The 22573-nt window shown below is 35.1% G+C and carries 23 protein-coding genes, 2 tRNA genes, 1 rRNA gene and 1 other annotated feature; of the genes, 5 read left to right on the top strand and 21 right to left on the bottom strand.

Translation table 11 applies throughout. The features are described 5' to 3' along the window. Nucleotides 1-16: 16 nt before the first annotated feature. The 3 genes from proS to FHY60_RS15545 form a co-directional block, all read right to left on the bottom strand. Entirely contained in the window at nucleotides 17-1453 is a 1437-nt protein-coding gene (proS, locus tag FHY60_RS15535) for a proline--tRNA ligase (protein WP_139905890.1), read from the bottom strand. A 76-nt stretch (nucleotides 1454-1529) separates the two neighbouring features. Then, nucleotides 1530-1699: a binding site (T-box leader), on the bottom strand. A gap of 60 nt (nucleotides 1700-1759) precedes the next feature. Continuing rightward, nucleotides 1760-2452: a 2-C-methyl-D-erythritol 4-phosphate cytidylyltransferase gene (ispD, locus tag FHY60_RS15540; RefSeq protein WP_139905891.1), complete on the bottom strand. Its 693-nt coding sequence runs from the start codon at nucleotides 2450-2452 to the stop codon at nucleotides 1760-1762. Nucleotides 2453-2464: 12 nt separating this feature from the next. After that, complete coding sequence (locus tag FHY60_RS15545; RefSeq protein WP_139905892.1) at nucleotides 2465-3574, bottom strand: PIN/TRAM domain-containing protein; 1110 nt, start codon at nucleotides 3572-3574, stop codon at nucleotides 2465-2467. Nucleotides 3575-3853: 279 nt separating this feature from the next. On the opposite strand from FHY60_RS15545, the gene FHY60_RS15550 reads away from it, so the two are divergent. Beyond that, the gene (locus tag FHY60_RS15550; RefSeq protein WP_139905893.1) at nucleotides 3854-4252 is read left to right on the top strand and encodes a nucleoside triphosphate pyrophosphohydrolase family protein; all 399 of its coding nucleotides are present in this window, start codon (nucleotides 3854-3856) and stop codon (nucleotides 4250-4252) included. A 49-nt stretch (nucleotides 4253-4301) separates the two neighbouring features. Here the strand turns inward: FHY60_RS15550 and disA are convergent, their stop codons facing one another. From disA to FHY60_RS15580, 6 genes are all read right to left on the bottom strand, one after another. Then, nucleotides 4302-5366, bottom strand: a complete 1065-nt coding sequence (gene disA, locus FHY60_RS15555; protein WP_139905894.1) for a DNA integrity scanning diadenylate cyclase DisA — start codon at nucleotides 5364-5366, stop codon at nucleotides 4302-4304. A gap of 59 nt (nucleotides 5367-5425) precedes the next feature. After that, a complete protein-coding gene (gene radA, locus FHY60_RS15560; protein ID WP_139905895.1) occupies nucleotides 5426-6793 on the bottom strand; it encodes a DNA repair protein RadA in 1368 nt (455 codons plus the stop codon). A 198-nt stretch (nucleotides 6794-6991) separates the two neighbouring features. Beyond that, the gene (locus FHY60_RS15565) at nucleotides 6992-9433 is read right to left on the bottom strand and encodes an ATP-dependent Clp protease ATP-binding subunit (protein ID WP_139905896.1); all 2442 of its coding nucleotides are present in this window, start codon (nucleotides 9431-9433) and stop codon (nucleotides 6992-6994) included. A gap of 29 nt (nucleotides 9434-9462) precedes the next feature. Continuing rightward, nucleotides 9463-10488, bottom strand: a complete 1026-nt coding sequence (locus FHY60_RS15570; protein ID WP_139905897.1) for a protein arginine kinase — start codon at nucleotides 10486-10488, stop codon at nucleotides 9463-9465. 1 nt (nucleotide 10489) lies between these two features. Then, complete coding sequence (locus FHY60_RS15575) at nucleotides 10490-11014, bottom strand: UvrB/UvrC motif-containing protein (RefSeq protein WP_139905898.1); 525 nt, start codon at nucleotides 11012-11014, stop codon at nucleotides 10490-10492. 16 nt (nucleotides 11015-11030) lie between these two features. Continuing rightward, nucleotides 11031-11489: a CtsR family transcriptional regulator gene (locus FHY60_RS15580; RefSeq protein WP_139905899.1), complete on the bottom strand. Its 459-nt coding sequence runs from the start codon at nucleotides 11487-11489 to the stop codon at nucleotides 11031-11033. A 223-nt stretch (nucleotides 11490-11712) separates the two neighbouring features. On the opposite strand from FHY60_RS15580, the gene FHY60_RS15585 reads away from it, so the two are divergent. Then, entirely contained in the window at nucleotides 11713-12357 is a 645-nt protein-coding gene (locus FHY60_RS15585) for an MBL fold metallo-hydrolase (protein ID WP_139905900.1), read from the top strand. A 43-nt stretch (nucleotides 12358-12400) separates the two neighbouring features. Here the strand turns inward: FHY60_RS15585 and FHY60_RS15590 are convergent, their stop codons facing one another. The 8 genes from FHY60_RS15590 to FHY60_RS15625 all read right to left on the bottom strand — a co-directional run bounded on the left by FHY60_RS15590 (nucleotide 12401) and on the right by FHY60_RS15625 (nucleotide 17752). Then, nucleotides 12401-12571, bottom strand: coding sequence for a DUF362 domain-containing protein (locus FHY60_RS15590; RefSeq protein ID WP_139905901.1), 171 nt, complete (start codon nucleotides 12569-12571; stop codon nucleotides 12401-12403). An 82-nt stretch (nucleotides 12572-12653) separates the two neighbouring features. After that, nucleotides 12654-12857 (bottom strand): heavy-metal-associated domain-containing protein, encoded by a 204-nt coding sequence (locus FHY60_RS15595; protein WP_139905902.1) that lies wholly within the window; start codon nucleotides 12855-12857, stop codon nucleotides 12654-12656. A gap of 10 nt (nucleotides 12858-12867) precedes the next feature. After that, complete coding sequence (locus FHY60_RS15600; protein ID WP_139905903.1) at nucleotides 12868-13776, bottom strand: PSP1 domain-containing protein; 909 nt, start codon at nucleotides 13774-13776, stop codon at nucleotides 12868-12870. Between the two features lie 132 nt (nucleotides 13777-13908). Continuing rightward, entirely contained in the window at nucleotides 13909-14853 is a 945-nt protein-coding gene (locus FHY60_RS15605) for a DNA polymerase III subunit delta' (RefSeq protein WP_139905904.1), read from the bottom strand. An 89-nt stretch (nucleotides 14854-14942) separates the two neighbouring features. After that, nucleotides 14943-15272, bottom strand: coding sequence for a cyclic-di-AMP receptor (locus tag FHY60_RS15610; RefSeq protein ID WP_139905905.1), 330 nt, complete (start codon nucleotides 15270-15272; stop codon nucleotides 14943-14945). A gap of 89 nt (nucleotides 15273-15361) precedes the next feature. Then, complete coding sequence (locus FHY60_RS15615; RefSeq protein WP_479723582.1) at nucleotides 15362-16054, bottom strand: dTMP kinase; 693 nt, start codon at nucleotides 16052-16054, stop codon at nucleotides 15362-15364. A gap of 12 nt (nucleotides 16055-16066) precedes the next feature. After that, entirely contained in the window at nucleotides 16067-17500 is a 1434-nt protein-coding gene (locus tag FHY60_RS15620; protein WP_139905907.1) for an aminotransferase class I/II-fold pyridoxal phosphate-dependent enzyme, read from the bottom strand. A gap of 48 nt (nucleotides 17501-17548) precedes the next feature. Continuing rightward, the gene (locus tag FHY60_RS15625; protein ID WP_139905908.1) at nucleotides 17549-17752 is read right to left on the bottom strand and encodes a sigma factor G inhibitor Gin; all 204 of its coding nucleotides are present in this window, start codon (nucleotides 17750-17752) and stop codon (nucleotides 17549-17551) included. A 243-nt stretch (nucleotides 17753-17995) separates the two neighbouring features. Here FHY60_RS15625 and FHY60_RS15630 point away from each other — a divergent pair, with 243 nt between their 5' ends. Next, entirely contained in the window at nucleotides 17996-19165 is a 1170-nt protein-coding gene (locus FHY60_RS15630) for a zinc-binding metallopeptidase family protein (protein WP_139905909.1), read from the top strand. A gap of 11 nt (nucleotides 19166-19176) precedes the next feature. Here the strand turns inward: FHY60_RS15630 and FHY60_RS15635 are convergent, their stop codons facing one another. Then, complete coding sequence (locus FHY60_RS15635; RefSeq protein ID WP_139905910.1) at nucleotides 19177-19689, bottom strand: hypothetical protein; 513 nt, start codon at nucleotides 19687-19689, stop codon at nucleotides 19177-19179. A gap of 322 nt (nucleotides 19690-20011) precedes the next feature. Between FHY60_RS15635 and FHY60_RS15640 the strand changes: the two genes are divergently transcribed. Together FHY60_RS15640 and FHY60_RS15645 are read left to right on the top strand one after the other, a co-directional pair. After that, the gene (locus FHY60_RS15640; RefSeq protein ID WP_139905911.1) at nucleotides 20012-20956 is read left to right on the top strand and encodes a magnesium transporter CorA family protein; all 945 of its coding nucleotides are present in this window, start codon (nucleotides 20012-20014) and stop codon (nucleotides 20954-20956) included. Between the two features lie 140 nt (nucleotides 20957-21096). Continuing rightward, nucleotides 21097-22017, top strand: a complete 921-nt coding sequence (locus tag FHY60_RS15645; RefSeq protein WP_139905912.1) for a S66 peptidase family protein — start codon at nucleotides 21097-21099, stop codon at nucleotides 22015-22017. Between the two features lie 251 nt (nucleotides 22018-22268). Here FHY60_RS15645 and FHY60_RS15650 read toward each other — a convergent pair. The 3 genes from FHY60_RS15650 to rrf form a co-directional block, all read right to left on the bottom strand. After that, a tRNA-Cys gene (locus FHY60_RS15650) sits at nucleotides 22269-22342 on the bottom strand. A gap of 7 nt (nucleotides 22343-22349) precedes the next feature. Next, nucleotides 22350-22425, bottom strand: a tRNA-Phe gene (locus tag FHY60_RS15655). A 28-nt stretch (nucleotides 22426-22453) separates the two neighbouring features. Then, nucleotides 22454-22570 (bottom strand): 5S ribosomal RNA (gene rrf / locus FHY60_RS15660). Between the last annotated feature and the right edge of the window lie 3 nt (nucleotides 22571-22573).

Genomic DNA, 22573 nt, shown 5'->3' on the forward strand with positions numbered 1-22573 from the left:
AGACAAAACTCTCTTTTTAATAAGCTTTTCCCCAATATACCATATGTTTGGCCGGCTTTCCACAACAAACACAAGTATCACTGATTTTCTCCTGTTCAAATGGTATACACCTTGATGTAGCAGAAGTTAATTCCTTTATCTTGTCTTCACATTCTCTTTCCCCGCACCACATTGCCTTTATAAAGCCAGGTTTAGTTTCTATTGTATTCACAAACTCCTCCAGAGTTCTTACAGAGAATGTATTTTTATCTCTGTTTTCTCTTGCTCTTTTAAGCATATCTTTCTGAATAGTTTCTAGAAGTTGCGGAACTACTGTTTCTATTTCATCAAGAGCAACAGTTAACTTTTCTCCTGTATCTCTTCTTGCAAGTATACATTGATTGTTTTCTATATCCTTAGGTCCAATTTCCAATCTCAGCGGAACACCCTTCATTTCATACTCAGCAAACTTCCATCCTGGCATCTTATTAGATGAATCAAGCCTAATTCTTACTAACTTTGAAAGTCTACCCTTAAGTTCTTCAGCCTTCTCCAAAACACCTTCCTTATGCTGTGCAATAGGAACAATAACTAGCTGAATTGGAGCAATTCTTGGAGGTAGTACAAGACCGTTGTCATCCCCATGAACCATAATAACCGCACCAATTAACCTTGTGGTCATACCCCAGGATGTTTCATGTACATATTGGAGCTTACCGGTGTTATCTGTGTATTGTATATTAAATGCTTTAGCAAAATTGTCACCAAAATTATGAGAAGTACCTGTCTGAAGTGCCTTTCCATCATGCATTAAACTCTCTATGGTGTATGTAGCCTTTGCTCCTGCAAACTTCTCCTTTTCAGTCTTTTGACCCTTTACTACAGGAATCGCAAGTATTTCTTCACAATGTGCAGCATAGACATTCAACATTCTTATAGTCTCTTGCTGAGCCTCTTCAGCAGTAGCATGTACTGTATGTCCTTCCTGCCATAAAAATTCTGTAGTTCTTAAGAATGGTCTTGTTGTCTTTTCACATCTTACAACAGAGCACCATTGATTGTAGAGCTTTGGCAGGTCATTGTAAGATTGAACTATCTTGGAATAATGCTCACAAAATAAGGTTTCTGAGGTTGGTCGAACACATAGCTTCTCTGTAAGCTTTTCTTCTCCAAAATGAGTTACCCAAGCAACCTCCGGAGCAAAACCTTCAACATGCTCCTTTTCCTTTTGCAGCAGTGATTCCGGTATAAACATAGGCATATATACATTTTCATGGCCAGTTTCTTTAAATCTGGCATCTAAATCCTTCTGTATGTTTTCCCATATGGCGTAACCATAAGGTCTAATAATCATGCAGCCCTTAACGCTTGCATAATCTACCAACTCAGCCTTCTTTACGATATCAGTATACCATTGTGCAAAATCCTCATCCATACTAGTTATAGCTTCTACCATCTTCTTATTCTTTGACATGAATCTTCCTCCTAATCTTTCTCACTCAAAGTTATATATTTTTTATTATTAACATAAATTAAAAAAACTCACCCTATATTAGGGCGAGTTTTATCGCGGTACCACCTAAATTTGTACTCATTACTTTAACGGAATTACCGGTAGTGATTAACTACAGCTCAGAAGCGGGTTCGAAAATTTGAAAATCTCTCAGCAAATGATTTTCTCTCTGTATGTTTTTCTACTATTCTTCTTCATAGCGTACTATGCACTTTTATAATAACTAATTATAATTTCTAATAAATACCCTGTCAATATCTCGGAGATTTAATGCATTTGCTTTAAAATTTCTTCTCCTATCAGCATATCTTCAGGAGTAGTAATCTTTATATTTTTATAATCACCCTCATATAAAAACACCTTATGACCATAATGTTCAGCCACCATTGTATCATCCGTAGCTTTAAAACCTTCTAACTCTGCTTTCTGGTGACAAGCTAATATCAAATCGTAATTGAAGCATTGCGGTGTTTGAACAGCAATCAGAGTATCTCTATCCGGAGTGCTGATGGAAAATCCTTCTTTATCAATGACCTTGATTGTATCCTTTGGCCTAACACCACAGGCCGCTGCACTATATTTTTCAGCGTAGGCTATACCATTTTCAATAATATCCTTTCCTACAAAAGGTCTAGCACCATCATGAATGAGAACAATACCGCAATTATTTAATGCTTTCAGTCCATTTAATACTGACTGTTGTCTTTCCTTTCCACCTGCCGCTAAAACCTTCACTTTATCCAATCGGTATTTCTCAATTATCTCTGTCTTTACATATTCAATGTTTTCCTCAGCTAAAACCAAGGCAATCGAGTCAATTTTATCACATTCAGCAAAGGATTTTATTGCATAATACAAAATTGGCTTTCCGTTAATCTGTAAAAATTGCTTGCTTATTTTACTCCCCATTCTGGTTCCTTTGCCCGCTGCCACAATTAATGCTATATATGATTTTATCATCTTTCAACCTTCCTAATTAGCCTTTTCTAACATTTCCTTTTGCTTGGCAAATATCATTCTACCTGCAGCAGTTTGAAGTACTGAAGTTACTATGACATCAATAAATTCTCCAATGAACTTTCTTCCACCTTCTACTACTATCATTGTACCGTCATCCAGATATGCTATTCCTTGTCCGGATTCCTTACCGTCCTTTACCACTTGGATTTTCATCTCTTCCCCAGGTAGTACTATAGGTTTTATTGCGTTGGCAAGTTCGTTTATGTTCAGTACTGGTACCCCTTGAAATTCTGCAACTTTATTTAAGTTATAATCATTAGTGATTACCTTCCCTCCAATAGCTTGGCAAAGCTTAAGCAGCTTGCTATCCACTTCCGCAATATCAGGAAAGTCCTTTTCACTAATTACAACTTCCATCTTTAATTCCTTTTGTATTTTGTTTAATATATCTAAGCCTCTTCTCCCACGGTTTCTTTTCAAAGTATCTGAGGAGTCTGCTATATGTCTCAGCTCTTCTAATACGAAATTAGGAATTATGAGTGGACCCTCTATGAAACCAGTCTGGCAAAGATCAAAAATTCTACCGTCAATTATTACAGATGTATCTAATACCTTAGGATCTGCTTTTGATATACCTTTTACTTTTTTGTCTTTTGAATTGCCTATTTTTTTCATATTAAAAAATAGTGCCATCAGTTCATCCTTCTTTTTAACGGCAATATTTGCCCCTAACACAGCCATAACGATATTTATTGATACAGATATAAGGGTCCCAATATACGGTATAGTCGTAAGAACGTTTACCAACATTGTGGATATGGCTAATCCAATTATTGCACCTCCGGCACCAAAAAGAATGACACTTGCGGGAAACTTTTGAATGCTTTTTTCTGTGTACTCCATGGATTTAGCTATTAAATCATTTATTAGCGGTGATATTAAGAATAAAATAATGCCAAACAAAAGTGTTATAAAAACTAAAATTAATATCTTATTGAAAGTATTATCGTTAAAGTAACCAGACTCCATTGCAAAATTTGTGTTTAACAATATGTCACCAACAAAATACCCGATAACTAAGCCCATCAGAGTGAATATGGTTCTTAATATTTTATTTAACATTGCCTTCACCTCCTTAAGAATTTTGTATTATTTAAAAATTTAGAATCTCTTAACTATTAAGGGTTATAACTAATATATATTAATTAATGCTTATTTTCAATATTTATGAAATATTGTTTTAAACTTTTCCATCAGTTATCCCCCTATGAAAGAACTTTATTATAGTTTATCATATTGCCATGGACAAAAACACTCTGTGCCTCATTGCCTTTTCAATAAAAGAATTTTATAATTAAACTACAGGTAACTTTATCAAAATAATTTAAGGAGTTGAGACTGATGAAAGATGTTATATTTGACGAACTTCAGGATAAAGTAAGCGAATCACTATTACGGCATAAAAGTATTTTAGATATTTTGACAAAGTTCCAAGAATCAAATGCCCGAATTAACAGAGCGGTAGCCAAATCAGTAACTAACTGCGGCTGCATTAAAATAGATGCTTCAAAACAACAAATTCCTTGTGATGATGACGATATTGAATCCTTAAATGACTGCATGAAGACTCATCTTAGCGGTGAATTATGCGAAGGTTGCCGCGAAGTTATCGAAAGAGAAATAGGGAATAACATATTTTATTTAACAGCCCTCTGCAATCATCTAGGAGTAAATCTCTACGATTCCTTAATAAAAGAATACGATAAGATTAACACTTTAGGCAAGTATACTTTCAGATAATATACAAAAATTTAGAACAATAGCATTAGGTTATTGTTCTAAATTTTTTCTAGAACTGCTTATTTAGCATAACCTGCTCTCTTATTCTTCTAAGACCATTCCTTATTGCTTTAGCTCTCGCCTCTCCAATACCTTCAACCTTATCCAAATCATCATAAGAAGCCTCAATAACAGCCTTTAGCTCCTTAAAGTTTCTTACTAAATTTTCAATTATTGAAGCAGGTATTCTAGGTACTTTACTTAATATTCGGTAACCCCTTGGTGAAATAAGGGTATCAACCAGTGGTACACCGGTATAGCCTAAAAGTTTTGAAATGATATCTACATCTACTAACTCCTCAGAGGTCAATTCTTGTATAGCTTTATAAACCTCGTTGTAATCCATACCTGACTTACAATAATCTCTAATCAGTAAAATTCCATCTTGTTCTATATATTTAATTAATTCATTTAATTGCATGGTTATTAGTCTTCCTTCATTTCCAAGCTCACATATATACCTCTCTATTTCAGCTACAATTCTCATAACCATCTCAGTTCTTTGTATAGCTGTTATGACATCCATCAAGGTTGCTATATCTTGAAATTCCAGAAGATTTAAGTTGTTAAGTGCTCTATCCAGCACTGCCACATATCTTTCTAAGGTCTGTATGGCTTGATTTGCTCGAGCTAATATAATACTGCTTTCCCTTAGAACATATTTTAAGTCATTTTTATAAATAGTGATTATGTGCCTTCTTTGAGATATGGCTACCACAATTGCCCCGGTTTGCTTTGCTATTCTGTTTGCTGTTCTGTGCCTTGTTCCCGTTTCAAAAGTTGGTATGGAAGATTCAGGTATCAATTGAGTATTTGCATAAAGTATCTTTTTTAGGTCACTACTCAGTATTATAGCTCCATCCATCTTCGCCAATTCATAAATATAAGATGGGTTATAATCAGCATTTATAGCAAAGCCACCGTCAACAAGCTTCATAACAGCCTCACTGTCTCCTAATACAATCAAGGCTCCAGTTTTTGCTCTTAAGATGTTTTCTAGCCCCTCTCTCAGTGCTGTTCCAGGTGCTAGTATCTTTAATATACTTTTTAGTTCTTTATCCTTTTCCAATCTCATAAAATCACCATCTCAATGTACCCCATATCTATTGTTATTATTAACATTTTATAATATACTCAGCTGGCATCAAATACTTTATAAGATACTTCCTTTAGTGAAGAAACCAGTATAGTATTTACTAGCTTCGGATCTACTGATGCCTTATTTTTTTCAGGTATAACTACATTCTTGAACCCAAGCTTATAGGCCTCTTTTACCAATCTATCACAGGCACCAATAGGCCTAACCTCTCCGGTAAGTCCTACTTCTCCCACCACCATCATTTTTTCCAATTTGAATTCTTTGCCTCGTATACTGGATAGCAGTGCAAGTGCCAAGCCTAAGTCTGCATAGGTTCCATCAATGTTAAGCCCTCCAACAACATTCACGTAGACGTCAAAATTATAAAAGGGAATTCTAAGCTTCTTCTCTAAAACTGCAAGAATTAGGTTCAGTCTAGAAGTTTCTATACCTACAGAAGTTCTTCTGGGGTTAGCAGTTTTTGTTTCTGTAACCAAGGCTTGAATTTCTACTAAAATTGGACGTGTTCCTTCCATGACCCCTATTATAACGGAACCCTCAGCATTAAAGCTTGCATCCTCAAGAAATAGTCTGGAGGGATCTGAGATTTCCATGAGACCCACATCTTTCATTTCGAATACCCCGATTTCACTGGTGGTACCAAACCTGTTCTTTACAGCTCTCAGTACCCTTATATCCTCTGTCCTTTCCCCTTCAAAGGACAACACTGTATCCACCATATGTTCCAGTACTCTTGGCCCAGCCAGCTCTCCCTGTTTAGTAACATGCGCTACAATAAAAAACGGAATATCATTAGTCTTAGCCAGTCTCATCATATGGTTAGAGCACTCTCTAACTTGTGAAACACTTCCCGGAGCCGATGAAATACTGTCCTTGTATAAAGTCTGAATTGAATCTATAATGACAAAAGCCGGTTTCATTTCATCTATATGTTGATGAATAAGTTCTAAGTTAGTTTCAGACAAAATATAAAGATTTTCCGAAACTATATTCAGCCTATCCCCTCTGATTTTAATCTGTTCTTCTGACTCCTCTCCAGAAACATAGAGCACCTTTCCATATCTTTTAGCAATATTATTGCTGGTTTGCAGTAATAAAGTGGACTTTCCTATTCCAGGATCACCTGATATCAAAGTTAATGACCCTTTAACCAGGCCACCACCCAGAACCCTGTTTAACTCTTCGATGCCGGTGTCAAATCTCTCTATATTTCCTGATTTAATATGTACAATACTTTTTGGAACGCTCCGTGTATCCAGAGCAGCGTATCTTGGCTGCACCTTTTCTTGTTTTTGCTCCTCTATCATACTATTCCATGCACTGCAATCCGGACATTTTCCCAACCACTTTGGTGATTCATAACCACACTGTTGACATACGTAAACAGTTTTAACTTTTGCCAAAAAAATCAACTCCATTACTTTTTTTATTTTATCGAAAGGTTAAACTTCATCAATTTAAAAATAAGAATAAAAATTAAGAATGATGGATGAAATTCAGCGGAGATGAATTTCTACAAAATTATATTTTAAAGATTTTTCCTAGAGAAGCGAAGAAAAATCCTCCATCATTCTTAATTCTTAAATTTTAATTCGTAATTTCTAAATTTTATTGCTAAATACCATTTCATTGTCCCTAACTGTAACAACTATATGAGAGCCTGTTTTTACATTGCCTTTTAAAATCTCTTCAGATAGTCTGTCTTCTACGGCTTTAGTGATTGCTCTTCTTAAAGGTCGTGCTCCATAGACAGTATCAAAGCCTTCTTTAGCCAAATATGCCTCAGCAGACTCATCAAATTCTATGGATATACCCTGTTCCTTTAATCTACCTGCTACAGAGTTAAGCATTAAGGACACTATCTTCTTCAGGTCTTTCTCCTCTAGTTGATGGAAGACAATTATATCATCTATTCTGTTCAAAAATTCCGGTCTGAAGGTACGCTTTAACTCCTCCATTATATTTTCCTTCATCTTCTCATATTCGCTCTCACGCTGATTTTCTCCTCCTATATTAAAACCCATGGATTTTTGTTTTTTGATTGTAGAGGCTCCAGCGTTTGAAGTCATTATTACTATTGTATTTTTAAAGCTTACTGTCTTTCCCTTACCATCAGTAAGACGTCCATCCTCCAGAATTTGAAGCAGCACATTAAACACATCGGGATGAGCCTTCTCTATCTCATCAAATAGTACCACTGAGTATGGATTTCTTCTAACCTTCGCTGACAGCTGGCCTCCTTCATCATATCCAACATATCCCGGAGGAGAACCTATAAGCCTTGAAACTGCGTGTTTCTCCATGTATTCTGACATATCTATCCTGATTATACTATTCTCATCACCAAACATAGCTTCCGCCAATGCCTTGCTCAGCTCAGTTTTTCCCACTCCTGTAGGTCCTAGGAATATAAAGGAACCAATTGGTCTTTTGGGGTCCTTTAAGCCCACTCTGGCCCTTCTAACAGCTCTAGCTACTGATTTTACTGCCTCTTCTTGACCTATTACTCTGTTATGAAGGATTTCTTCTAACTTAAGCAACCTTTCAGATTCCTTTTCAGTAAGCTTTTCCACAGGAACGTTGGTCCATTTGGAAACTACGCTGGCTATTTGTGTTTCTGAAACTATATGCTTAGTTACGTCAGTTTGAGCTTTCCAGTTCTTCTTCTCATTTTCAAGCTTATCTTTTAATTCCTTCTCAAGATCTCTAAGCTTAGCGGCCCTTTCAAAATCCTGAACTCTTATAGCATCTTCCTTTTCCCTGGTTATTTTCTCCACCTGTTCTTCCATCTCTTTCAAGTCCGGAGGAGTAGTAAGATTCTGTATTCTAACTTTTGCTCCTGCTTCATCAATTAGGTCAATTGCTTTATCGGGAAGATAACGGTCCGTAATATATCTATCTGATAGGTTTACAGCAGCAATGATTGCCTCATCGGTGATCTTCACACCATGATGGGCTTCATATTTATCTCGTAAGCCCATTAGTATCTGTATGGCTTCTTCCTTAGTAGGTTCCCCAACATTCACAGGCTGAAATCTTCTCTCTAAAGCGGAATCTTTTTCTATATATTTTCTATATTCCTCTATAGTAGTGGCACCAATGCACTGAATTTCACCTCTTGCCAAAGCAGGTTTTAATATATTTGAAGCATCTATAGCTCCCTCAGCTCCACCGGCACCAATTATAGTATGGATTTCATCAATAAACAAAATTACATTTCCTGATTTTCTAATTTCATCCATTACCTTTTTAAGTCTTTCTTCAAACTCACCTCTATATTTTGAGCCGGCCACCATTGAGGAAAGGTCCAAAGTTACTACTCGTTTGTCCTTTAGTATCTCAGGAATACTTCCTTCCACAATTCTTTGAGCAAGCCCCTCTGCTATAGCAGTTTTACCTACACCTGGGTCTCCAATTAAACATGGGTTATTTTTAATTCTCCTGCAAAGTATCTCAAGTACTCTTTGTGTTTCATTGCCTCGCCCTATAACAGGATCCAGCTTTCCTTCTCTGGCCATCTCTGTTAAATCTCTTCCGTATTGATTTAAGTTAGGAGTCGATTGGTCTTTAGCTCTGCTTGCTCCACCGGCAGTTGACTTTTGCTCTCCTGCCATACTTTGCACTACATCCCTTCTAAGCTTTTCAAAATCAACACCAAGATTTGATAATATTGTGAAGGCTACACCCTCAGATTCTCTTATCAGGGCTAACAATATATGCTCCGGCGTGATGTAGTTATGATTTAAATTTCTGGCCTCTATATGGCTTAATTCTAATAATCTCTTTGTTCTTGGAGTCAATGGTATTTCATTCTTGAAGAATTCCATATCTCCCTGTCCTTCAAATTCATTAATCAGCTTTTTAACTGAATCTATTGTTACTCCCATATCATTTAAAATTTTTTTTGCTATTCCATCATCTTCTTTTAATATTCCCAGGAGTATGTGTTCAGTACCGACATATCCATGCTTGAATTCTCTTGCTTCTTCTTGTGCATAGATAATTACCTTTTGTGATCTCTCACTAAATCTGCCAAACATCATATTTTAAAACCTCCATTTAGAAATTTCTATTAGTTTCCCAAAGCATCCCTAATCATTCTTGCCCTATTTATATTGCTCTCTTTTTCATTAAAATTAGCATTATACTCCTTTTGAAGTGAGGCCGGATGGATTCTAATCAACAGGTCATTAAGCATGGATTTATCTATATCCTTAATTATGTCCATTTCTACTCCCATTCTTACATTGGATAATAAATCTAAAGATTCATTTAGATTTAGCATCACGGCATTTTTCAAAATACCTATAGATCTAAATATCTTATCCTCTAATTCATATTTATAATAAGCATAAAGCCTTTCTCTGGTAGCTCTTTCTTGAGCAATAATCTGATTCACTACTGCTTCCAGATTAGAAATGATATCTTCCTCAGATAAACCTAGTGTAATCTGATTGGATATTTGGTATATATTGCCCTGTGCCTTGCTTCCTTCTCCATATAATCCCCTAATGGTCATGCCCACCTGTGTTAATACCTTTAATATACCATTCATTTCATTATTCATAGTCAAGGCCGGAAGATGTATCATGATCGATGCTCTCATACCGGTTCCCAAGTTCGTAGGACATGCTGTTATATAGCCCATTTTGTCATCAAAAGCATATTGAAGATTTTCTTCTATCAAGTCATCAAGCTTATTAGCCATGTCGAAACTTTCTCTCAGATTGAACCCTCCGCCCATGCACTGAAGCCTAATATGGTCTTCCTCGTTTACCATGAGACTCACTGTTTCATTTTCTCCGAAAATAAAAGCAGATCCCTCTCTGTTGTTGACCAATTCATTACTTATCAAATGTCTTTCTACAAATCTATTAGCTTCTAATGGACTTTGTTCCCATAATCGTACTGACTTATAATTATTGTTTATATATGAAGTAGTAAAAAATGACTGTTCTACTTCCTTCACTACCTTTCTTGCTTCTTCTATAGATAGCTTATGAGGAAAGGGTTTACTTTTAATATTTCTGGCAATTCTTATTCTGTTACTTATAACTAACTCTTCTGGGCTACTAGAATATGTCAGCCAATTTTCCATTTTATTGTTCCCCCTCATTTTTTTGAAGTGCTCTGATTTCGTCTCTTAACTTAGCTGCTTTTTCATACTCCTCCATCAATATAGCCTTTTGAAGTTCTTCTTTTAGCTTTATTAGTTGTCTCTTTTCAACTATATCTTTTCCAGCTTTAAGAGGAACTTTCCCTATATGCTCGGTATTTCCCTGTACACGCTTAATTACAGGAATCAAATCTGAATTAAAATACCTATAGCAATTGTCACATCCAAGTAAACCTCTTTTCTTGAAATCATTGTATGTGGTTCCACATATTGAACAAGATGCTTGGGCAGGCTTATTCCCATTTTGCCCTTGATTAAAATAATCTACAAGGCCACTGAGTATATTTTGGAAGGAAAAAGTATTATCAAATTTAAAGGTATCGCTTATATCTATTTCATTATTTTGTCTTGCACAGTCTTCACATAAGTTTAATTCTTGTTTATCACCATTAATTATCTTTACTATATGGACGGAAGCATTATTTTTTTTACATTTATCACACAGCATTATTAATCCTCCCTAATTATTTTTGGCATATTACCATAATCATTCCTTTCAGAATATCAGCTCTTAAAGCATTTCTATTATCATAGTGCAAAAGAGTTCTGTCATTTACTGCAATTTTCATTATAGCTGCTTCTCTGTCAGTTATTACTTCTGACTCACAGAGTCCTTCAATAATTTGATGGGCTCTGTCATATGTTATACTATCGCCAATCTTTTCAACTAATATGTCAAGCAAATTCTTTCCTTTTCCATGCTCTATTCTTTTTATTACAATGTAGCCACCCCCACCTCTTCTGCTTTCAATATAGTATCCTCGATCAGTTGTAAACCTCGTAGTAAGTACATAATTAATCTGCGAGGGAGCACAACTAAAGTAATTAGCTAATTCATTTCTCTGTATCATCAATTCTTTGTCATTCTTGTCATCTAACATATCTTTTATGAATTGCTCAATAATATCAGATAATCTCGTCATTTTTCTCCTCCCTTCGACTTTGCCTTTCTTTGACCTTAATTTAATTATAATTATTCTCTTACTTTTTTTCAATAATATTTATCAGTTTATGCTTCGAATTAATTTCAGTTATTGAATATTATGTCCACTTTTCTTAAAATTACAACATAATATTTAAGCATGAAAGCATTATAATTATATTGGATATAATTATATATAACAAAATTCTCATGGAGGTATTTTTATGGAGATAATATGGTTTGGACATTCCTGTTTCCTGATAAAAAGCAAAACAGGTAAAAAAGTGTTAACAGATCCTTATGACGAGTCAGTAGGATATCCCCTTCCTAACGAATCAGTAGACCTTGTTACTATCAGTCATAATCATTTTGATCACAATTTCACAGAGTCACTTCCTGGCATACCTACCATAATAGACAATGTTGGCAGCTATACTTTTTCTGACATTAACATAAAAGGTATTCAATCTTTTCATGATAAAGACTTTGGTGCCAAGCGTGGTAATAATATAATTTTTTTGATTACCATTGATGGATTTAATATCTGCCATCTTGGTGATTTAGGCCATATCCCCACTCCAGAAATGTTAACTGAAATAGGTCCAATAGATGTGCTCATGATACCTGTTGGAGGAAACTATACCATTGATGGCGAAGAAGCTGCGGCCATTGCTAAAATGATTGATAGCTATGTGGTAATTCCAATGCATTATAAAACTAACGCCCTTACTTTTCCATTAGATGGTGTTGAAAAATTTATTATTAAGATGGGTAACAGCTGTAAAGTTGACAGCTGCACACTTGAGCTTAATGATTTACCTGATGTGAAAAACAGAGTAAAGATACTGAAATATAAATCAGAAGATTAATATAAATAAAAAAGGCCGCTAATAGCGGTCTTTTTTTGTTCAATTATTCTTGAACAGGTGCTCCCACTGGACAAACATTAGCGCAATTTCCGCACTCAATACAAGAAGATGATTCTATAACGTATAGGCTATCTCCTTGATCGATGCAGCTAACTGGACATTCTGAAGCACAAGCCCCACAGCTTACACATGCGTCTGTAATTATGTATGCCATTACAAACACCTCCTTAATCTATTAAGACAAATCATGTCCACTAATTATTTTACCATGTTCCTATAGATTTTGGAAGTATTTTTTAAAGCACTGTATATCCTAAGTCCTCTATGGATTCTATAATTTTTTCTATCCCTATAAAGTATCCATCATATACTACGCTAACTTCACCTTTTTCTCTGTTAATTTCACAGGCAACAACACCTTCATTTGCTGAGATAGCTCGCCTTATGTTGTTCACATCATCTATACTATTCATATTACAAACTTTTATAATATCTTTCATAGACTTCACCTCAATTATCCTTGAAAAGTTCTTTTACTACTACCTCATCTACATCTTCATTAATTTCAATTTTGATTTCGTCTTCACTTACTGTACCTTCATAGCCTCCGGATATAAGGGAAACATCATAGATGCTGAAATCTTCAATGACTTCTTCTCCCTCTTTTAACGTGAGCTTGACTTTAACTTTTTCCTTAACTACGCTGTTAGCTATAACTTCGGCTTTTCCCCTAGGAGTATTTATTATTGATCCAACCCTAGGAAGCTTACGTCTTATGTCTTCATAGGTTTTTTGCTCATAATTTAGACAGCACATAAGTCTGCCGCAAATTCCCGAAATCTTAGTAGGATTCAAAGACAAATTCTGTTCCTTAGCCATTTTAATTGAAACAGATGCAAAGTCTCCTAAAAAGGATGAACAGCATAGGGGTCTTCCACAAGGACCAAGTCCTCCTACCATTTTCGCTTCGTCTCTAACCCCAATCTGTCTTAATTCTATCCTTGTTTTAAATATAGTAGCTAAATCCTTAACAAGTTCCCTAAAGTCCACTCTTCCGTCAGCAGTAAAGTAAAATATCACTTTATTATTATCAAAAGTATATTCTACATCAATTAATTTCATATCTAACTTATGTTGATTTATTTTATCGATGCATATATTATAAGCATCCTTTTCCTTGGCTTTATTTTCTTGATGAATCCTGATATCCTCTTCTGTTGCTTTTCTAAGCACACTTTTTAGGGGCGAAACAATCTCATCTTCTCTTATCTCTTTTGGCCCAATTACGCAGTCACCAAATTCAATTCCTCTTGCAGTTTCCACGATGACACTGTCTCCCGTATGCATATCAAGACCTGCAGGATCAAAGTAATATATTTTTCCGGCCTTTTTAAACCGTATTCCAACGACCTGTACCATATTTACCTCCAATTATGTATTAAATAATTATAGTTTAACCAAAGTTTCATGCTATAACCAACTTTATAAAATTCTGAACAAAATAACCCCAATTGCTTTACAGTAGGTATAGAACAAATTACAAATACTCTACTAAGAATTTAACATCGTTATGAGCATTACATCAAAGGTTAATGCCGGATTAACATTACTGCTCAAGCTGTTTCTTGCATAGTTGACAGCCTTAACAATCTGTTCTAATGAATTATAAGAAAAGTTTTCTGACACTTCCAGTATAAAATCTTGTTTATCCTTATTTACTACAAGCTCCATTTTATTTGAATCCTTGTAAATAATAATATCCCTAGTAAAAGACAATATTGTATCGAAGACTTCATCACTGCGGTCCTTATACTTAAGCAGAAATTTTGTATAGTCTTGGAGTTTTGACTCTGACGACTTATGTATATCCATTAACAGCATTGCTGTAGTATTCCTAATTTCTTTAAATTCTTCGTTCTCTATAAAATATTCGCATCTTCCAGGTATTCCGTTAGCAAATGCCAGCAAAGTTTTTGATTCTTCCGGGCTAAGCTCAGGAAATCTCTTGCTTATAAACTGCTCCATCTCAGCAGAATGTAGACTATTTAGTTTATGAATTTGACATCTTGATTTAATTGTATCCAATATGGCCTCACCATTATCAGCAAGCAGAAAAATGAACACTCCAACTGGTGGTTCCTCAATGGTTTTTAAAAAGGCATTTTGGGCCTGAGGAGTCATTCTATTGCTTTCATAGAGTATAACTACCTTTTTGTCACCCTCATAAGGCCTTTTAGACACCTCTTCTATTATACTTCGGATCTCGTCAACGCCTATTGTTTTCTTTCCCTTAGGCACTCTAAACTCAATTATGTCTATATATTGTTTTATTTCTTCCTTGCCTAGAATCTGTATTGCTGCTGCCTTAGCCAAAAGACTTTTGCCAATACCCTCTTCTCCTATAATTAGGTGTGCATGAGATAGATCTCCTCTAGTAATTGCGTTACGGAAATACTCTCTTATTTGTTTATGTCCTATAATCTCATTTTCTCTCATGCCATCACCTCCTGCTTCTTTGTGTATCTAAACTATTTAATCCTATTTTCTCAGTAAAACTCTATTTAAATTCCTCTGCTTTACCCTGATTAATAACGTATAAATTTGTCTACATCCAATACGAATATAGTGGCACCGCCTACCTCAACTTCTATAGGATAAGGAACATATACTCCTGTAGCACCTGCTACCGGTGATGGTGAAGTAACCACTTGGTCTCTGACTTTACAAACCTCTTCAATTACAGAAAGTACCTTGTCAACCTTTTCTTTTTCCACACCTATCATTAATGTTGTATTGCCTGACTTTAAGAATCCACCAGTAGTTGCAAGCTTTGTAACTCTGAAACCTTCCTCTGTCAAAATATCGATTAAATCTCCAGCATCATCATCCTGAACAATGGCAACAATTAATTTCATGATGTTCCTCCTTTATATTAATTATTATAAATATTTTACCACATTTATATTATATGAAATAGTAAATTTGCTAATTTATCCTATGTGTTTTACTCCTTATCCCGCCTCAGCGTCAATACTATATTATCATATATTTTTTTATGTATTTCATCTATGGAAAGCATACTTCCATTTTCTACGCAATCAATATTTACCCAGTTGTACTTCTTAGCAATCCATTTAGCATTATAATAGGATTTCTCAAGAAATTTACTGTTTCTTTCATGTATATCCTTTTTCTCTTCTCCTGTAAACTTATTTAGTCTGTCTTCCATAAGTTTCCTGCTGTACTCCGGTGGAACATCCAAGAAAATAACCTTATCAGGTATAGGGAGACCGAAAATATTAAATTCATAATCCCAAAGCCAGTTCAAAAATCTTTCTTTTTCTTCTTGGCCTTTAAACTTTGATGCCTGATGTACCATATTGGAGGTAGTATACCTATCAGCTAAAATAATTCCTCCTTCATCATAAAAGTCCTTCCACTTCATCTTATAGGAAGCATATCTGTCTACAGCATAGAAGGTGGATGCTACATAGGGATTCACATCCTCCGGATTACTACCAAAGTCACCATTAAGGTACATCTTAATGAGCGCAGAAGAATCGCTGTTATAGTCAGGATACTCTACTTTTTTCACCTTAAATCCCTCAGTCTGCAATCGTGCAAAAAGAGTTAAACTCTGTGTCGCTTTACCGCTGCCATCGGAACCGTCAATTATTATCAGTTTGCCCTTCATAATTTCCCTCTTTTCCTATTGTTCAATAACTCTTATTTTTTCTTCATCAATACCTAGTATTGTAACACCGTTAGATAGATAATATTGTACCATACTTATGGCATCCCTATCTATAAATTCACCCATCATAATTATAGGTACACCCGGCGGGTATGGAACTATGTTTGTCCCACTTATCTTACCTTCACAGTCCTTAAGATCTACCAGCGCGCTCTTTGATTCTACTGCCTGCCACGGAAGAAGTGCTCTTGATGGTATGGTGCCTACTTTAATTTCAATAGGTTTCCTTTTATAGTCACTCATAGGAAAGTCCTTTAGTGCCATAAAAAGCCTTTCAAAATCTTCCTTTGAGTTAAAAGGTGATGATATAAGAACAGTGTTAAAACCATCACTCATCTCTGATTGAACACCTTTGAGCCTTAAATAATCAAGAAGGGCATAACCATTGTACTCCTTATCTACATTAATTATCAACCTTGTCCTATCAAACCCTACTGGAGATTGCGCATACTCTGATTTTATATCCTCCTGACTTATAACATGCAGCCCCTTTATCTGGTTTATTCTATCCCTGTAATCATCAACAGTTTTAATTAAACTATCAAAAGCTTCTCTACCGTATGTTTCTAAATAATACCTTGCATAATCCATGGAAGCCATGAAAGTATAAGAAGGACTGGTAGAAGAAAACATACTGACATAAAAATCGGTTAAACTCTTATCCATGGTTTCTCCTATGTGTAAGTATGCTGTCTGGGTTAAGCTGGGTAATGTTTTATGCGCACTCATTACAGCCATGTCTGCTCCAAGCTTTATTGGATTATCCGGAAGTAATGGTGATATTCCAAAATGGGCCCCATGAGCACAGTCAACCAACACCTTAATGCCTCTTTCCTTGCACTTCTTAACAACCAAACTCAAGTCACAGGTTATCCCATAATAGTTTGGATAAGTCAGTATTACCCCATTAATATCACTGTTCTCTTCTAATGTTTGTAGAAAATGTCCCATATCTATAGATATGGGAGCATTGTACCTTTTACTCATATAATTTTTTATATAAATTGGTTGAAGCTTCCTCATTATTATACCGTTAAATATAGACCTATGACAGTTTCTTTCAACCAGAACCTTATCCCCCTCTTTGAAGGCTGAAAATATCATTGCTAAGTTACCACTGGTACTACCGTTTACAAGAAAATATGACGCTCTGCTTCCGTATAACTTCGCCAGCAATTCCTGAGCCTCTTTAATTATCCCTTGAGGATTGTGAAGATTATCTAAGCCTTCAACTTCCGTTATGTCACCTTTTAGCATAACTTCATTAAAAAGCCTTCCCTCATCTGTACATGTAAACCCTCTTCCGCTTTTGTGTCCCGGCATTGAAAAAGGCGCATTTCTCTCATCTATATACTTTTTCAAGGCTTTTAAAACCGGTATATTATTCAATTTTCATCCGCCCCTCAAATTTATCTAGAAGTCATATTCTATGTTCTACTACATATGGCTGCTCAACCTTTTTTCTCTCAATAATAAATCAACTACGGTTTTCTTTATGCAATCTCTATAGTAGTTATAAAAGTCTGTATTAACTTTTGCGTTAATCAACCTGTTTTCGCAAGCTTTACATAGAATTCTTCCATTGATAATTATACCATTGTTTAGTGTCTTTCTACAAATTATACATCTTTGCTTTTCCATAAGCAGGCATTCTGCTTCAGCCTTTTGCCCTGGTTCAGCAGAATGACACGCACCCCCTTATAAATGTTAAAACTATCTTGATTATTGCCTCGTATACTATATTGTATTCAGAAGAAGTCAAAAACTTATGTTGTCCACTTTTTTTATTTAACTTTTTTATTCAACAATTGTAAATATAATTTGTTTAATAGGGAAAAATACTTCCATAAGTTTTGAAAGAAAAAAATAGAGTGGAGGCCTTTTATGAAGCAGGAAGTAATATCCTATTTACATACAATCAAAGATGAGATATATAATCTAACTAAATTTCTTTATGATAATCCGGAAAAAAGCTATCACGAAACCAAGGCTTGTAATTTACTAATTGAAACCTTAAAGAATAACAACTTCAAAGTCATTCCAAACTATTTAGATATATCAACAGCCTTTTACGCTGAATATGGAAATGGCTATCCGAGAATATGTTTTTTCTGTGATTATGACGCGGTTCCTGATAAGGGCCATATTCATGGGCATAATTTAAGCAGCGCAATTTCTTGTGCAGCAGCCTTATCCCTGTCAAAAGTAGTAGATAAAATTGGAGGCACAATAATTGTTTTAGGTAGTCCTGGTGAATACGTAGGCGGAGCTAAGGTAACAATGGCAAAGCAAGGTATATTAAATGATATGGATGTTGCTATGATGGTTCATCCTGATATACTTACTGCTGAAAGCGGAACTTCAAAAGCTATATTGCCCTTATGTATTAAATTTACTAGTAACGACGGTGTTACCTATTTGAAATCTAATTCTCTGTCTCCTCTTGATGCATGCCTTTTTGTTTTAAATGGACTTAATGTGATTTTAAAGGGCTATAATGGTACAGTACAAATTGATACCTTATTAGAAAATGGAGGCTATACTCCCTCTTTGCCTCATGATGTATGTGAAATAAGGTTATATATAAGAGCAGTGGATTATTGTACTGCTGAACAGGTTAAGGATCAGATAAAGAAGTTGGTTGAGGCTTCTTCGGCAATAACAAATATTTCTTGTGAAGTCAAAATAAATGAACTTCCTTATTGTCAACTGACCACCAATAAAACTCTTTCACGTATATTCAGTCACAATTTGAAGGAATTAGGAGTTATTGATTCCTGTGGTGTCTACGATATTGAAGCCGGTATTAGTATGGGTACTGTTAGTGAGTATGTCCCATGCATACATCCCTTTATACAAATAACAGATAGAGATGATATTTCTTATGGAAGTCCTGACTTCGCTGCTGCTACCCTAAGCTCTTTTGCTCAGGAACGAGCAATTACTGCTGCAGCTGCTTTAGCAGTTACTGCTGTGGATATAATTCAGAAGGAAACCATATTATCAAAAATTAAAGAGGAATTTTATGCGAGTAAGAAAAAAATAGAGGGATAACCCTCTATTTTTTATGAAACCTTACACTTATATTCATCTTTTATTGTCTGCTCTATTTTATTAATCAAGGTACTGCTAGGATGAAAGAAAAACATCTTTTCTCTGTCATCAGATTTATATATGCAATAATATATTCCACCATTAAAAATAGAACATAAATAACAGTTATACTTCATTCCCAAAAGTAAAAATCTGAATGTATTTATCTTCTTTATACTTATAATATCCTTAACTTTAATATTATGCTCAACATGTTGTTCCCGTTTTGAAATTTTATAAATAATTAGTTGATTAGAAATCAGTGAAATTTTGTATTTATATTTAAACCTTATAGTTAATTTCGTTACTATAGCCACAAGTATAGTGAAAACTAAAGCACTGGTTATTCCATCTGCAAGCGTACCGCCATCAATAAAATCCCTTAACATATCATTTATTGGTATTATTATAGCGAGTAAAAAGAATATACCTATTATAGTTGGCAACTTTCTATGGCAATATTCTTCTTTATATATGGTTTTCATTATATTCCTCCAGATACACCCTTAAGTGATTTATACAGCTAATCTATAGCTGACATAGAGATTATACATGTATTGTAGCTAAATATCCATAGCATGTACACTCTTTTGTAGGCTTGTTTACTTTAAAAACTGTCAATACAGCTTAAATTACTATAAAAACACCATAGCCGTGATGTTTTCTATGTATTCCTTTTATTATCTAGCCCTTACATTTTGGTTTTATATCTAAACCTTTTCATAATTTATAATAAAAATATTCTGTACACTGCTATTTTTTAATAGTATAATGTTTTTGCTGCAGTGAATTCTAGGAGGTGAAGTTATGATAAATATATTTAAGAGCATAGATGAGAACAGTGGTAGCCTTCAAAAAATTGATAATCTTGAACCTGGTTGTTGGATAAATGTGGTGGCCCCCACAGATCAAGAACTTCTACTTGTATCCAAAAAGACCGGGGTGCCTATTGAATTTTTAAGAGCACCTCTTGACGATGAGGAAACCTCTCGTCTTGAAATTGAAGATAGTAACATCTTAGTTATTGTGGATATCCCTTTTACAGAGATGGAAGATAATTCCCTTACTTATGACACTTATCCATTGGCAATTATACACACTGAAAAAGAGATTATTACAGTATGCTTAAAAAACAGCAAAATACTTACGGATTTTACAGAAGGAAAAGTTCGTTCCTTTTTTACTTATAAACGTTCGCGGTTCATCTTGCAGATTTTAAATAGAATATCAACATACTACTTACTTTATCTACGGCAGATTGATAAGAAAAGTCTTATGATTGAAAAAAAGCTTCATAAGTCCATGAAAAACAAAGAGCTAATACAACTTCTTTCACTGGAAAAGTCCTTAGTATACTTTTCAACTTCCTTAAAATCTAATGAAATTACCTTAGAAAAGATGTTGAAGTTGGAGTTTATTACTAAGTATGAAGAAGATAAGGATGTCCTGGAAGATGTAATAATAGAAAATAAGCAAGCTATCGAAATGGCAAATATTTATAGTAATATTCTTTCCGGAACAATGGATGCCTTTGCCTCAGTAATATCTAATAATCTGAACATTGTTATGAAGCTCTTAGCTTCAGTTACAATTGTCATGTCCATACCTAATATGATTTCAGGTCTGTTTGGTATGAACTTCGAAAATATTCCATTTGGTGACCACCCCTTCGGGTTTTGGTTTGTCATTGGCACTATAGCGTTCTTATGTGTCTCAACTGCCGTATACCTAAATAAAAAAGATATGTTTTAATAAAAAAGCACAACAATCTATCTTGGATTATTGTGCTTTTTTTACACATGGTCTTAAATAAATGCTAAAATGGTTATCAAGCCATTATAGTTACTAATACAATATACTATAATAAAATAACCATAGTTGAGGGTGAAATTATGTTAGGAAATAAGTTAAAATACGGTGATACTATCGGTGTAATTGCTCCGGCCAGTCCTGAAGATAGATCAGTTATTGAAGAAAAACTTACTGTTCTAAAGGAATTAGGTTTTAAAATAAAAGCTGGAAAACATCTGTATGACCACAAAGGCTTCCTAGCCGGTGATGATATCCATAGGGCAGAAGATCTTATGTCACTGTTCTATGCTAGTGATATAAAGATGGTTTTATGCTTTAGAGGCGGCTATGGAACCATGCGACTGCTACCTCACTTAGATCTGGATGTAATAAAAAGTAACCCAAAAATATTTATGGGATTTAGTGATATAACCGTTCTACTTAATATTTTTTATCAAAAATTAGGGCTTATTACCTTTCACGGTCCTATGGTGAACTCAGACCTAAAAGATAGCACTACCTTAAATTCTATGTTAACCACATTGATGGAAGGGGACCGGCCCTATAATATTTATAATCCTCCAGATACACCTCTAAACTATATAAATTTCAAAGATTCTGTAGAAGGAAGAATTGTCGGGGGTAATCTAGCCCTTATATGCAGTACCCTTGGAACTAAATACGAAATTAATACGGACAATAAAATCCTCTTTCTGGAGGACGTAGATGAGCCTCCATATAAGGTAGATAGAATGTTGACTCAACTTATCCTCTCCGGTAAACTTCACCGTTGCAAAGCTATTTTGTTAGGCCAGTTTACTGACTGTACTTTGCCCCATTACGAGAGAAGTTTAACTTTGGAGGAGGTCATTAAAGACAGGATTTATAATCTTGGAGTCCCAACTTGTTCAAACTTTATGAGCGGCCACGGCAGCCCAAAACTAACACTGCCCATTGGAGCCAAAGTTGCACTAGATCCAAACAGTAATGGCATTAGGGTGCTGGAAAAGGTCGTAAAATAATTCCAGTAATTAATGCATAATAAAAGAAAATTGCGTAGCAATTTGTTTGGTGACAAGTTAAGAGTTACAAGTTTATGATACCTTTTCTCAGCTTTGCTGAGAAAAGCTTAAAACATATAAGATAAGAAATTCTGTTCTGGTGAATTTCATCCATAAATTGTAACTTGTCACTTATCATTTGTCACTGGTACACACTTTCCTTCTATTGTAGAAAAAAATAAAGAACTCCGAATTTATCGGAGTTCTCACTATGGAGGCGCCACCCAGATTTGAACTGGGGATGAGGGTGTTGCAGACCCGTGCCTTACCACTTGGCTATAGCGCCATATTAATGGTGGCTAGACCAGGAATCGAACCAGGGACACGAGGATTTTCAGTCCTCTGCTCTACCGACTGAGCTATCTAGCCATTCATATGTAATTAAGCCTTTCGGCCAACCTGGCAACGTCCTACTCTTCCACTCAGTCTCCCGAGCAGTACCATCGGCGCTGTGAGTCTTAACCATCGTGTTCGGAATGGGAACGGGTGTAACCCTCACGCTATTATCACCAGATAT

Source organism: Clostridium thermarum (assembly GCF_006351925.1).
Classification (GTDB): domain Bacteria; phylum Bacillota; class Clostridia; order Clostridiales; family Clostridiaceae; genus Clostridium_AU; species Clostridium_AU thermarum.